Source organism: Actinoplanes sp. NPDC051513 (genome assembly GCF_044454685.1).
GTDB lineage: Bacteria > Actinomycetota > Actinomycetes > Mycobacteriales > Micromonosporaceae > Actinoplanes.
In genome coordinates, this window is record NZ_JBITDW010000022.1 from 94,886 (window position 1) to 107,266 (window position 12,381).

The 12,381-nt window shown below is 71.0% G+C and carries 14 protein-coding genes; 10 read left to right on the forward strand and 4 right to left on the reverse strand.

Features of this window, described 5'->3' with window-relative positions:
- The first annotated feature begins 82 nt into the window (after window positions 1-82).
- The gene (locus ACIA5D_RS40755; protein WP_396035890.1) at window positions 83-1,048 is read left to right on the forward strand and encodes an alpha/beta fold hydrolase; all 966 of its coding nucleotides are present in this window, start codon (window positions 83-85) and stop codon (window positions 1,046-1,048) included.
- On the opposite strand, the gene ACIA5D_RS40760 is transcribed toward ACIA5D_RS40755, so the two are convergent.
- On the reverse strand, window positions 1,045-1,494 hold the full coding sequence (locus ACIA5D_RS40760) for an SRPBCC domain-containing protein (protein WP_396035891.1): 450 nt from the start codon (window positions 1,492-1,494) through the stop codon (window positions 1,045-1,047). The two genes, ACIA5D_RS40755 and ACIA5D_RS40760, sit on opposite strands and share 4 nt — an antisense overlap.
- Window positions 1,491-1,814 carry an ArsR/SmtB family transcription factor gene (locus ACIA5D_RS40765; protein WP_396035892.1) on the reverse strand — a complete coding sequence of 108 codons (324 nt, stop codon included), beginning with the start codon at window positions 1,812-1,814 and terminating at the stop codon, window positions 1,491-1,493. Before ACIA5D_RS40765 ends, ACIA5D_RS40760 begins: the two co-directional genes overlap by 4 nt.
- Window positions 1,815-1,904: 90 nt before the next feature.
- On the opposite strand from ACIA5D_RS40765, the gene ACIA5D_RS40770 reads away from it, so the two are divergent.
- Window positions 1,905-4,034, forward strand: a complete 2,130-nt coding sequence (locus ACIA5D_RS40770; protein WP_396035893.1) for a HelD family protein — start codon at window positions 1,905-1,907, stop codon at window positions 4,032-4,034.
- Here ACIA5D_RS40770 and ACIA5D_RS40775 read toward each other — a convergent pair.
- Window positions 4,031-4,954: an SMP-30/gluconolactonase/LRE family protein gene (locus tag ACIA5D_RS40775; RefSeq protein ID WP_396035894.1), complete on the reverse strand. Its 924-nt coding sequence runs from the start codon at window positions 4,952-4,954 to the stop codon at window positions 4,031-4,033. The genes ACIA5D_RS40770 and ACIA5D_RS40775 overlap by 4 nt on opposite strands.
- Window positions 4,955-5,092: 138 nt before the next feature.
- On the opposite strand from ACIA5D_RS40775, the gene ACIA5D_RS40780 reads away from it, so the two are divergent.
- The 4 genes from ACIA5D_RS40780 (at window position 5,093) to surE (ending at window position 8,241) form a co-directional block, all read left to right on the forward strand.
- On the forward strand, window positions 5,093-6,007 hold the full coding sequence (locus ACIA5D_RS40780; protein WP_396035895.1) for a cation diffusion facilitator family transporter: 915 nt from the start codon (window positions 5,093-5,095) through the stop codon (window positions 6,005-6,007).
- Between the two features lie 97 nt (window positions 6,008-6,104).
- Window positions 6,105-6,416, forward strand: a complete 312-nt coding sequence (locus tag ACIA5D_RS40785) for a hypothetical protein (RefSeq protein WP_396035896.1) — start codon at window positions 6,105-6,107, stop codon at window positions 6,414-6,416.
- A gap of 56 nt (window positions 6,417-6,472) precedes the next feature.
- Window positions 6,473-7,405 carry a 1-phosphofructokinase family hexose kinase gene (locus ACIA5D_RS40790; RefSeq protein WP_396035897.1) on the forward strand — a complete coding sequence of 311 codons (933 nt, stop codon included), beginning with the start codon at window positions 6,473-6,475 and terminating at the stop codon, window positions 7,403-7,405.
- Complete coding sequence (gene surE, locus ACIA5D_RS40795) at window positions 7,402-8,241, forward strand: 5'/3'-nucleotidase SurE (protein WP_396035898.1); 840 nt, start codon at window positions 7,402-7,404, stop codon at window positions 8,239-8,241. Before ACIA5D_RS40790 ends, surE begins: the two co-directional genes overlap by 4 nt.
- Before the next feature lie 84 nt (window positions 8,242-8,325).
- Here the strand turns inward: surE and ACIA5D_RS40800 are convergent, their stop codons facing one another.
- Complete coding sequence (locus tag ACIA5D_RS40800) at window positions 8,326-8,685, reverse strand: STAS domain-containing protein (protein WP_396035899.1); 360 nt, start codon at window positions 8,683-8,685, stop codon at window positions 8,326-8,328.
- Between the two features lie 319 nt (window positions 8,686-9,004).
- Here ACIA5D_RS40800 and ACIA5D_RS40805 point away from each other — a divergent pair, with 319 nt between their 5' ends.
- The 4 genes from ACIA5D_RS40805 to ACIA5D_RS40820 all read left to right on the forward strand — a co-directional run bounded on the left by ACIA5D_RS40805 (window position 9,005) and on the right by ACIA5D_RS40820 (window position 12,363).
- Window positions 9,005-9,352 (forward strand): hypothetical protein, encoded by a 348-nt coding sequence (locus ACIA5D_RS40805; RefSeq protein ID WP_396035900.1) that lies wholly within the window; start codon window positions 9,005-9,007, stop codon window positions 9,350-9,352.
- A 118-nt stretch (window positions 9,353-9,470) separates the two neighbouring features.
- On the forward strand, window positions 9,471-10,043 hold the full coding sequence (locus tag ACIA5D_RS40810) for a YdeI family protein (protein ID WP_396035901.1): 573 nt from the start codon (window positions 9,471-9,473) through the stop codon (window positions 10,041-10,043).
- 73 nt (window positions 10,044-10,116) lie between these two features.
- Complete coding sequence (locus ACIA5D_RS40815; protein WP_396035902.1) at window positions 10,117-11,472, forward strand: serine/threonine-protein kinase; 1,356 nt, start codon at window positions 10,117-10,119, stop codon at window positions 11,470-11,472.
- A gap of 36 nt (window positions 11,473-11,508) precedes the next feature.
- Window positions 11,509-12,363 carry a MerR family transcriptional regulator gene (locus ACIA5D_RS40820; RefSeq protein ID WP_396035903.1) on the forward strand — a complete coding sequence of 285 codons (855 nt, stop codon included), beginning with the start codon at window positions 11,509-11,511 and terminating at the stop codon, window positions 12,361-12,363.
- The last annotated feature ends 18 nt before the right edge of the window (window positions 12,364-12,381 follow it).

The following is a 12,381-nucleotide window of genomic DNA, read 5'->3' on the forward strand; positions in this document are numbered from 1 at the left end:
TGGAGGGTGGCGGTGACGGCGATCACGAGTGATGATTGCTACCCGTGGGTACAACGGGGCCGTGCGACTCGCGGAGGTGCCCATGTCCGAGCGGTCCGCTCTGACGCTGCCGGACGGCGTCTCCCTCTGCGTGGAAACGTGGGGGCCCGAGGACGCGCAGGTCACCGTCGTCCTGCTGCACGGGTGGTGCCTCAGCCGGCGCACCTGGCAACACCAGATCGCGGCTCTTCTGAACACCGCCGATCCGCCGCGGATCGTCGCCTTCGACGCCCGCGGGCATGGCGGCTCCGGGCCCACCCGGCTCGGGTCGGCGACGCTGGGGCAGCTGGGGGACGATCTCGCCGAAGTGCTGCGGCAGACGGCGCCCGCCGGGCCGGTCGTGCTGGCGGGGCACTCGATGGGCGGCATGACGATCATGGAGTACGCGCACGGGCACCCCGAGGAGTTCGCGCAGCGGGTCGCCGGGCTGCTCTTCGTGTCGACGACCGCGGAGGGGACCGCCCACACGATGTACGGGCTGCCGCCCCGGCTGGCCGCGCTGATGCGGGCCGGCGAGACGTTCGGCGCGGGCGTGCTGGCCCGCTCCGGCGACTGGCGTCCGCACCGCGCGCTGATCCCGGCGTTGCGGCTGCCGCTGCGCTGGCTGCTGTTCGGCGACGACTACGAGGACGCCGCCCTCCGGCTGACCATGCGCAGCGTGAGCCGGACGACGCTGCGATCGATCGGCGGCTTCCGCGCCTCCATCGGCGAGCAGCAGCGGCTCGACACGCTCGCCCGGCTGGGCGACGTGCCGGCCGCCGTGCTGGTCGGCGACCGCGACCGGCTGACGCCACCGCCGTGCGCCGAGGGGATCGCCGAGGCGTTGCCCGGCACCGAGCTCACCGTGTTTCCCGGCGCCGGGCACATGCTGATCCTCGAGCGGCACGCCGCGGTCTCCGCGGTTCTGGCGGGGATCGTCGAGCGGGCCGGCGCGAGCACCCGGGGCGACCGGCAGTGGCGGGTCAAGCGGGCGCGCAAGGCCGGCCGCGTCGAGGGCCAGGCCGCCTAGAGGGATTTGGCCAGGGCGTCCATCAGCTCCTCGGTGCCCTGCTTGCGCTGCCCCGGATTGTCCAGCCCGTCGAGGTAGACGCCCTGCTCGGTGAGGGTGAAGTCGGTGCCGCCGGTGGCGCTCGCGCGCAGCTCGATCGTGGCCACCGAGACCGAGATGCGCTGCCCGTTCATGGTCATCTCGTACGTGTAGACGATCCGCTCGTCGAGCACGATGTCGGTATAGGTCGAGTAGTAGCCGAACTGCGTGCCGTTGTCGAAGGTGGTCTCGGTGACCTCCCGGCCTCCCTCGCGAAAGTCGAAGGACGCGTTCTTCGTCGTGGACGGCACGCCGAACCACTTGGCCTTGGCCTCCGGGTCGGCGAACGCGCGGAACACCCGGCCGGGCGCGGCGTCGAAATGCCGGTCGAGGCGGAACGTGTCATGCAGGGCGGAACGATCGGTCACTGCTCTTCTCCGTTCAGGAATTCTTCGAGGCGGTCGAGGCGGCTCACCCATCCGGCCCGCCGGTCGGCGATCCACTGCTCGGCGGCCTGCAGCGCTTCGGGCTGCAGGCGGCAGGTGCGGACGCGACCGACCTTCTCGGAGCGGACCAGGCCGCTCTCCTCCAGCACGCGCAGGTGTTGCAGCACGGCCGGCAGCGACATCTTCAGCGGGGCGGCCAGCTCTTTTACGGAAGCGGGGCCCCGGCTGAGCCGGTCGACCATCGTGCGGCGGCTGCCGTCGGCGAGGGCCGCATACATGAGGTCGAGCGATTGGTTAAGCACTTGCTTAAGTATCCGCATCGCGACCCGCCTGTCAAGGACCCACCTCCGGGGAGTAAGTTCGATTGCCCCCTTTTTGAAGCAGGGAGAACCTTGAGCGACCCCACCGTCCTCCAGCAAGAGATCGCGGTCGAACAGCAGCACGTGGACCAGGTCTACACCCGCCTCACCGAGCTGCGCCGGAATGCGTCGCGCGCCGAGAAAGAGGGATACCAGCTGGCCGGCGTCGGCACGTACGGCGCGCTGGTCGAGCGGGACGCGATGGTCTTCCACGCGGCCCGCCGCCGGCACGCCCTCGACACCGAGTACGAGGGCCTGGTCTTCGGCCGCCTCGACCTCAAGACCGGCGCGACCCACTACGTCGGCCGGATGGGCATCCGCGACGAGAGCGCGCAGCCGCTGGTCGTCGACTGGCGGGCGCCCGCCGCTGCGGCCTTCTACCGGGCCACCGCCGCCGAGCCGCTCGGCGTGGTGCGCCGCCGCATGATCCAGTCGAGCCGGGAGACGGTCATCGGGATCGAGGACGACCTGCTCGACCCCGACGCCGCGCCGCCCGGGATGCGGATCGTCGGCGACGGCGCGCTGCTGGCCAGCCTGTCGAAGGCGACCGGCCGCGGCATGCGCGACATCGTGGCGACCATCCAGCGCGAGCAGGACGAGGCGATCCGCTCCCCCGCCTCCGGGGTGACCATCGTGACCGGCGGGCCCGGCACCGGCAAGACGGCCGTCGCGCTGCACCGCGCGGCGTACCTGCTCTACTCGGACCGCAACCGGTTCGCCGGCGGCGGCATCCTGGTGGTCGGGCCGTCGGGCGTCTTCGTCGACTACATCGCGACGGTGCTGCCCTCGCTCGGCGAGGACACCGCGACGCTGCGCTCACTCGGCTCGCTGGTGGTCGGCTACGACGCCACCCGGGTCGACAGCGGGCCGGTCGCGGCGATCAAGGGCTCGCTGCGGATGAGGCGGGTGCTCGAACGGGCCTCGCACGACGGCGTCCCGGGCGGCCCCGACGAGCTGCGCCTGCTCTACCGGGGCACGCTGCTGCGGCTGGACGCGCAGGAGCTGGACGCGATCCGGCGCCGGGCGCTGCCGCGGGGCGCGCGCCGCAACGAGGTGCGTGGCCACGGCTTCGACCGCGTTTTCGACGCGCTCTGGGCCCAGGCGCGCCAGCACAAGGTCAGCGGTCTGCCGGAGAAGGCCGACTTCGAGGCCGAGCTGGCCGACCGCGCCGACTTCCGGGAATTCCTCAAGGCCTGGTGGCCGCGCTTCACGCCGATGCGGGTGCTGCGCTGGCTGGCCGATCCGGGGCGGCTCCGCAAGTATGCCAACGGCCTGCTCTCCCGCGAGGAGATCGCGACCTTGCAGGGGACTTTCGGCGATGTCCCGACGATCGCCGACGTCGCCTTGCTGGACGAGCTCGACGAGATCCTCGGACGGTCCCGGCAGCCGCAGAAAAAGACCAAGAACCCGTTCCACGTACGCGACGGGATCCAGGAGGTCAGCACGTACGCGGACCGTCAGGCAGCCGCCCGCGCCCAGCAGGTGCAGCGCGACGACGACTACCGCGACTACGCGCACGTCGTGGTCGACGAGTCGCAGGATGTCTCGCCGATGCAGTGGCGGATGATCGGCCGCCGTGGGCAGTACGCGTCCTGGACGATCGTGGGCGACCCGGCGCAGACCGCGTGGGCCGGCGACCCCGCCGAGCTCGACCGGTCCCGCGACCGCGCGCTCGGCTCCCGCAAGCGCAACAGCTACGCGCTGACCACGAACTACCGGAACTCGTCGGAGATCTTCGCGGTGGCCGCCCGGGTGATCCGGACGATCATGCCGGACCTCCCGCTGCCGTCGGCCGTGCGCAGCACCGGCGTGGACCCGGTCGACGTGGTCACCGACCGGGCCGGGCTGCCCGGCCTGGTGCGCGAGCTCGCCGAGAAGCAGCTGACCGAGGTCGACGGGACGATCGGGGTGATCACGCCAGTGCTGCGGCGCGACGAGATGGCCGCGTGGGTGGCCGGCCTGCCCGAGCGGGTCCAGGTGGTCACGGCGCTGGAGGCCAAGGGCATGGAGTACGACGCGGTGGTGCTGGTCGAGCCGGCGTCCCTGACCATTGACCCGGCCGGGATCCGCACCCTCTACGTCGCCCTGTCCCGGGCCACCCAGCGCCTGACCACGGTCGGCACGAGGGCCGACTGGGTGCCGGCTACGGGCCAGGTCTCCTAGAAAATCGGCACGCTGACCGCGTCGTAGGTGGTGTCGGGGGTGGCCGGGGTCGTGAAGCGCGCGTTGGGCAGGTAGAGGCGCTTGCCGTACTCGGCGATCGTGGTGGGGACGTCGAACGCCTTGTCGGTGGTGCTGGAGACGACCTTGCCCTTCGTGGCGTCCTTGTTGAGCTGGATCTTGGTGATCAGGTTGAGTCGGTTCTGCACGACGTAGAGGGTGCTGCCGCGCAGCCAGAGGCCGTCGCCGTTGAGCACGTTCCGGCCGCCGAGGTCGATCTCCTGGGACTTGCCGGAGTAGCCGACCTTGAACAGCCGGCCGGTGTTGGACTGCACCACGATCAGCGCCTTGCCGTCCGGGGTCTCGGCGATGCCGTTGGCGTTGTTGCCGGTGGCGTAGACCAGGTCGCCGGTGATCGGCACCCGGACCGCCCGGCCGGGCAGCTTGCCCTTCTTCCCGAGAGCGAGCTTGAACAGGACCGGGTTGGTGGAGTCGGTGAACCAGGCGGCGTCGCCGGTCAGGACGACGTCGTTGATGAAGGACGGGGCGGTCCGCAGCGTGTAGGACGCGAGCACCTTGCCGTTGCGGGTGTCGACGACGCGGGCGTTGCCGCCGCTGCCGCCGGCCACGAAGAGTCGCTCCTGCTTGTCGAGCTTGAGGCCGAGCGACGGGGTGCCCGGCCCCTGGGTGATCACGCGGCGCTCGCCGGTGACCAGGCTGACCCGGAGGATGTCGCCGTCGAGGCGGGAACCGAAGTAGGCGTACGGCCGCTCGCCGATGGCGATGCCCTCCGGCTGGAAACCGTTGGGGAGCGGGAACGCCTTCAGGACGTCGGAATGTCGGGAATGCGCGGCTGCCGGCGGCGCGCCGAGGGTGACGGCCAGCAGCATGGAGATGACAATCGCGAGAGTACGTCTGGACACGGATCATCCCTTTCCAGGCGGAGCTGTGGGTTGTCAGTGATTGCATACCCCGCCGGATCCCCTGCGGTTCGGCTTGCACATATAGCGATGTACTCATACATTGGCCGATGCGGGTCACCGCGACGGAGGGTTGGGTACATGGGAGCCGGACACGACCACGGTGGGCAGGCGCTGCGCGCCGGCGACCGTCATCGTGCCCGCCTGTGGTGGGCGGCGGGGCTGCTGGCGGCCTTCATGCTGGTCGAGGCGGCCGCCGCGATCGCCACCGGCTCGCTGGCGCTGCTCTCCGACGCCGGGCACATGTTCACCGACGTGCTCGGCATCGCCATGGCGCTCGCCGCGATCACCGCGGCCGGGCGCGCCGCCACCGATTCCCACCGCACCTTCGGGCTCTACCGCCTCGAGGTGCTGGCCGCGCTGGCCAACGCCGCCCTGCTCACCGCGGTGGCCGGGTTCGTGCTGGTGCAGGCGGTGCGCCGGTTCACCGACCCGCCGGAGGTGCCGGCCGGGGCAATGCTGATCGTGGCGGCCGGCGGCCTGGCGGTCAACGTGGTCGCGTTCGCGCTGCTGCGCTCGGGCGCCAAGGAGAGCATCAACGTCCGCGGGGCCTACCTCGAGGTGGTCGGCGACCTGCTCGGCTCGGTCGGAGTCATCGTGGCCGCCGTGGTCATCGGGCTCACCGGCTGGTCGTACGCCGACCCGATCGTCGCCGTGATCGTCGCCCTCATGATCCTCCCGCGCACGTTCGCCCTGGGCCGCGACGCCGTCCGGATCCTCGTGCAGGCCGCTCCCGAGCACCTCGACATCACGGCGGTCCGCGCTCGGCTGGCCGCCGTCCCGGGCGTCTGCGACGTTCACGACCTGCACGTCTGGACGCTCACCTCGGGCATGGACGTCGCCTCCGCGCATCTGAGCCTCGAGCCCGCGGCCGAGCTCGCCACGGTGCTCAGCACGGCCCGCGAGGCGCTGCACGACGAGTTCGACATCGATCACGCCACGCTCCAGGTGGAGCCGGTCGGCGCGAGCGGCGGGTGCGCCCCGGCCGGCTGGTGACCGGGCTATGGCGATCATCACAGGTCCCGGGCATGCTGATCACACATCGGCCATCTCACTACGCTGAGTGGTTATGCCATCACGGAGGGACTCAGTCATGACGCCGTCGGTCGTCCACCAACCGCGCGTTGCCTGGGACGGCGCCCGCGCGTTCGTCCGCGCTGCCGGCAGCGCGCACTCGGAGCAATTCGCGGCACGCGTGCTCGCCCGGCTCGGCAGCGAGATCTACGGCCAGTTCGCCGACACCCGGCAGCGACTGCTCACCGCGCTGGTCGAGACCGGCGGCGACCGGTACGCGAGCGACGTCGAGGCCGGCAAGTGGCGGGTCCGCCTGGAAGAGCTGCTGCGGGCGCGCCCCGAGCTGACCGAGGCCCTGCACGAGCTCACGAACGAGGCGCTCGAGCTCTAATCGCTTTTGCGGCATTTGCCAGACCATGCCGCCCGCAAAAGTGGACAATGTCGGATATGAGCGACGCTCGGGTCATGGTCTTCGCGCCTGCACCTCAACTCACCGTGACTATCGAGCAGCAGCACGAGCTGCCCGAGCTGCACGTGCACCCGGGCGGACAGGGCATCTGGCAGACCCGCATGATCACCTCGCTGGGCGCCGAGGTGATCCTCTGCTGCGCCGTGGGCGGTGAGGTCGGCCGGGTCCTCAAACCGCTGCTCGACTTCAAGGGCGTCACGCTGCGCACGGTCCCGCGTGAGACCGGCAGCGGCTGGTACGTGCACGACCGCCGGGACGGTCAGCGCCGCTCGATCGCCGAGATCGCCGGCGCGCCGCTGACCCGTCACGAGCTGGACGAGCTCTACAACCTGGCGCTGGCCGAAGGACTGCGGGCCGGCATCGCCATCCTCAGCGGCCCGGCGCACCCCTCGGTCATCCGCCCCGACGTCTACGGACGCCTCGCCGCTGACCTGCGGGCCAACGGCTGCAAGGTGATCGCCGACCTGTGCGGCGACCACCTCCAGGCGGTGCTGTCGGCCGGCCTCAACGTCGTGAAGGTCAGCCACGAGGAGCTGATCGCCGACGGCCTCTCCCCCGACGACTCCGAGAAGAATCTCACCAACGCCCTGCTCAAGCTGCATGACGACGGCGCCGAGGCGGTGCTGGTGTCGCGCGCCGACGCGGGCGCGCTGGCAATGATCAACGAGGAGATCTACCGGGTCGGCACGCCCAAGCTGACCCTCACCGACGGCCGCGGCGCCGGCGACTCGATGACCGCAGGCGTGGCCGCGGTGCTCGCCCGCGGCGGCGAGATGAGCGAGGCGGTCCGCACCGGGGCGGCCGCCGGCGCCCTGAACGTCACCCGGCACGGTCTCGGCACGGGACACCTGGACGCCGTTCAGGTGCTCACCGAGCGCATCCGGCTCACCCCGATCAAGAAGGCACGATGACACGAATCCTGGTCACCAACGACGACGGCATCGACTCGCCCGGCCTCCGCTATCTGGCGCGGGCCGCCGCCCGGGAGGGGCACGACGTGGTCGTGGCCGCGCCGGTCACCGAGTCGAGCGGCTCCAGCGCCGCGATGACCGCGATCGAGGAACACGGCAAGATCATTCTGCACAAGCGCGAGCTCACGGGGGCGAAGCACATTCCGGCGTACGCGGTCGCGGCGTCACCCGCCTACATCGTGCTGCTCGCCCTGCGGGAGGCGTTCGGCGAGATCCCCACGATGATCCTGTCGGGCATCAACCGGGGCGCCAACGCGGGATCGGCCGTCGTGCACTCCGGCACCGTCGGGGCGACGTTCACCGGCTCGTACGCGGGTCTGCACGGCCTCGCCGTGTCGCTGGACGTGCTCTCCCCGCGGGTGGCGTCGACGCGCAGCGGCGGCGCCGCGATGGACGTGATCACCGAGGCCGACGACGAGAAGCGGCATTGGAGCAGCGCCGCCGAGCTGGCGGTGCGGCTGATACCGACGCTGCAGCACACGGCGCCCGGCACCGTCTTCAACCTCAACGTGCCCGACCTGCACCTGGACGGGATCCGCGGGCTGCGGCGGGCCGCGCTCGCGCAGTTCGGCCAGGTGCAGATGAGCATCGCCGAGGCCGGCGAGGGCTTCGTCCGGACCGCTGTGCAGGCCGCTGACGAGCTGCTGGAGCCACAGACCGACCTGGCGGCCCTGGCCGAGCACTTCGCCGTGGTGACGCCGCTACGCGCCCCGGTGGAGGCCTCCGACGTCCGCTTCAACCTCGAAACGGTGGCGGTGCACTCACCGGCCCTGTGAAGCCGAAGCCGGCCCTGTGAAGCCGAAGCCGGCCCTGTGAAGCCGGCCCTGTGAAGCCGGCCCTGTGAAGCCCCTGGGGGGCGCTCAGGCCGACACGGTGGGCTGCTCGCGCTCGGCCTCGCCGTGCGGCTGTGGGTTGCCGAACAGGCCCAGCAGGCCGGTGACCCACAGCTGGCGGTGCGCGAACCGGCTCGGCCGGGTGACGATCAGCTTGACGTCACTGACCCCGGCGAGCTGGAAGGCGGCAACGAGCGCGCTTATGCCTACGGAGTCGATGAAGGTCACGTTCTGCATGTTGAGCTCGATACGAGTGGGATGGCTCTCGGCAAGCTGCGCCGCCACGGCCTCCCGGATCTCGTATGCGTTCTCCACGTCGATCTCGCCGCTGGGCGAAACCTCCACCACACCGTCGGCAAGCGTCGACGTCATTATCGACAGCGTCACGCCAATCCCTCCACCCGCCCGGATCGCCGGGCGTTCAGCTCCTCTGTGCGCGGGCCGCGACGCAGCGTAGTGCAACGCCGCACACGGTCTTGCGCCGGGGGGAGTCGAGACTACCCCCGAAAGGTTCGGTGAAACTGACCGAAAGGTTAGGCCCCGAACCTGTTAGCCACCTGAGTGACCCGTGTGAACCGCGTCAAGACTACCGGGGGCCGTCCAGTCGTTTCCGAAACGTGATGGCGTCCACAGCGGACACGTTTGCAGCATGGCGCATACGGGCAGGTGAACGGGGTACGGCGAGCGCAGGAGGAGAAAACAGACGATGTTCTCGACGAGCAGCAAAGCCGAGCGAACCGCCGATCAAGCATGGGAGTACCTGTCGTCCGCCTGGTCGTCCGCCGGTGAGACGGCCACCAACGCGGCCTCCGCGGCCGGTGACAAGGGCCAGAACTTCGCCGGTGAGGCCTGGCGGCGGGCATCCGCGGCCGCCGACGCCCTCGCGGGCCGGCGCCAGAGCACCCCGTGGGGCCTGGTCGCCGTGGTCGGGCTGGCCGGCGTCGCGGTGGGCTGGGCCGCCGCGGCCTACGCCCGGCGCGCCATGGCCAGCCAGGCGGCCCAGGAGGAGCAGGAACTGGCGCAGACCGCGGTCGTCATCACCGGCGACCGCTGAACTGGGCAGAACCGGACTGGGCAGAACCTGGGCAGAACCGGACTGGGCAGAACCGGACTGGTCAGAACCGGCCGTCGGGCGGAGCCCTTCGCCGCCCGGCGGCCCTTAGCCTGTGGCCGTGGACGCACTCTTCTTCGATACGGCCGCCGATCTGCGCGCGTGGTTCGAGGCGAATCATGACTCCGCGCCCGAGTTGTTCGTCGGGTACTGGAAGAAGGGGACGGGGCGCACCGGCGTCTCCCACCCCGAGGCGATCGCGCAGGCGCTCTGCTTCGGCTGGATCGACAGCATCGCCGGCCGGATCGACGAGCGGAGCTACCGGGTGCGGTTCACGCCGCGGCGCCGGGCCAGCGTGTGGAGCGCGATCAATGTGGCCAAGATCGCAGAGCTCACCGAGCAAGGCCTCATGCACCCGGCCGGGCTCAAGGCCTTCGAGGAGCGCAAGATCGACCAGGCGCCCGCTTACTCGTACGAGCAGGCCGAAGTCGGCTTCGACGCCGAGCAAACCGTCCGTTTCCGCGCAGATCAGCGGGCCTGGGAGTGGTTCTCGACACAGACTCCGTACTACCGGCGGGCCGCGACCCACTGGGTCGTGAGCGCCAAGCGCGCGGACACGCGTGAGCGTCGTCTGGCCCAGCTCATCACCGACTCGGCGGCGGGCCGTAAGGTGCCACCGCTGGCCCCCCGCTAGAGGCGGGGCGTCTGTAGAGTTGAGCAACGTTCGCTTGCGTGGCTGGTGCCACCCGATTAGATAAGGTCCGGCGGTGCTGTCTGCGGGGAACCTCCTGGGCAACCGGTATCGGTTGGACGAGCGCATCGCCACGGGCGGTATGGGCGAAGTGTGGCGCGGCACCGACGTGGTGCTGGGCCGGGTGATCGCGGTCAAGGTCCTCAAGACCGCGATGCTGGCCGATCCCGAGTTCTCGGCGCGCTTCTACGGCGAGGCCCGGATGATGGCGTCCTTCCGCCACCCCGGCGTCGTCGAGGTGTACGACTACGCCGGCGCCGAGGAAGACAGCGACGATCGGGTCGCCTACCTCGTGATGGCGTATGTGGAGGGCGAGCCGCTCTCCGCCCGGGTGCGCCAGGGCCCGATGGACGTCACCGAGACCATGTCGATCGTGGCGCAGGCGGCCGACGCGTTGCACGCCGCGCACGAGGTCGGCGTGGTGCACCGCGACGTCAAGCCGGGCAACCTGATCGTGAAGCCGACCGGCGCGGTCGTGCTGGTCGACTTCGGCGTCGCCCGGTCGGCCGCAGTGACCAGCGTCACACAGCTCAACGCGATCGTCGGCACCGCCCTCTACATGGCTCCCGAGCAGGTCGCCAAGGGCAAGGTCACGGCGGCCACCGACATCTACGCGCTCGGCGCGGTGGCGTATCACTGCATAGCCGGGCACCCGCCGTTCGACGGCGACAACGCGCTCCAGGTGGCGCTGCGCCACTTGGAAGACGAGCCCGAGCCGCTGCCCGCGCACGTGCCGCCGGCGGTGCGCGACCTCATCGCCCGGGCCATGGCCAAGCAGCCGGACGACCGGTTCGAGACGGCGTCCGCGTTCGCCGAGGCCGCGTTCGAGGCAGCAGGTCCGCTCGACTGGAAGCGGATGACCGGCACGACCATGGTCGCCCCGCTCAGCCCGGCGCCGCCGACCCGTGCCGTCCCGGCGCCCCGCGACCTGCCGCTCGCGGTGCCGCCGCCGTCGCGCCGGACGCCGCGCAGCCAGACCGCGCTGCTGGTGGCGATCGTCTCGATGGCCGTGCTGGCGATCGGCCTGACCATGGCGATCATCCTCCGCCCCGACAACAGCCCGGTCGGCGACAACACGATCAACCTGTCGCCCTCCGAGACCCAGCAGCAGGACGAGACGGGGGCGCCCACGCCCCAGCCGTCGGTCAGCACGACCACGGCCCGCGGCCGGCCGAACGCGACGGGCAAGGCCACCTCGGCCCCGGCCACCTCGGCCTCGGCGAGCGCATCCGCGTCGGCCAGCACCACGCCGACCGCGAAGCCGACCACCACTCCCCCGACGACCGAGCCGACCACGACGCCGCCGACGACCCCGCCCACGACGCCCGCCACGACGCCGGCCACCGACCCGACCGGCGTCACCGGGGGTTGACTCTGACACTGTGTCAGGCCGGAAGGTACGAGGACCATGTTCAGTATCGGAGACTTCGCCGGCCTGGGCCGGGTGTCGGTGCGCATGCTGCGCCACTACGACGCCATCGGCCTGCTCCGCCCCGCCCACGTCGACCCGCACAGCGGCTACCGCTACTACACGGCCGCCCAGCTGAAACGCCTCAACCGGATCATCGCCCTCAAGGACCTCGGCTTCTCCCTCCAGCATGTGCAGGCGGTGATCGAGGAGAAGGTCGACGTCGGTGAGTTGCGCGGCATGCTGCGCCTGCGGCGGGCCGAGCTGGAGGCCCAGGTGCAGCGGGACAACGTACGCCTGGCCCAGGTCGACGCGCGTCTCCGGATGATCGAGATCGAGGGGCACATGGACACCGGAGACGTCATCCTCAAGGAAATTCCGGCACTGCGGGTCGCGGAGCTGTCCGCGACCGCCACCAGCTACGACGACCCGAACTCCATCGGCGAGAACCTCACGCCGCTCTATCCGCGGCTGATGGAGCTGATGGAGAAGGCCGGCGTGGCGATGTGCGCGGCGCCGATCGCGTACTACCTGCCCGCGCCGACCGGGCCGGGCGACGAGACGATCACCGTGCACGCGGCGTTCCCGATCGGCGAAGCCGAGGTGGGCGACGACGCGGGCTTCGACGTGGTGGTCATGCCGGCGGTCGAGCAGGCGGCGACGGCGCTGCACGAGGGCTCGATGTCCGAGGCGTTCCGCACCGGCCAGAAGATCGCCACGTGGATCGACGACAACGGCTACCGCACGGTCGAGCCGGGCTTCGCGCGCGAGGTCTACCTCGACTGCCCGCCGGGCGAGTTCGACAAGTGGGTCACCGAGATGCAGGTGCCGGTACGCCAGAACGACGGCGACTGAGTCTCAAGTCGGGGCCGG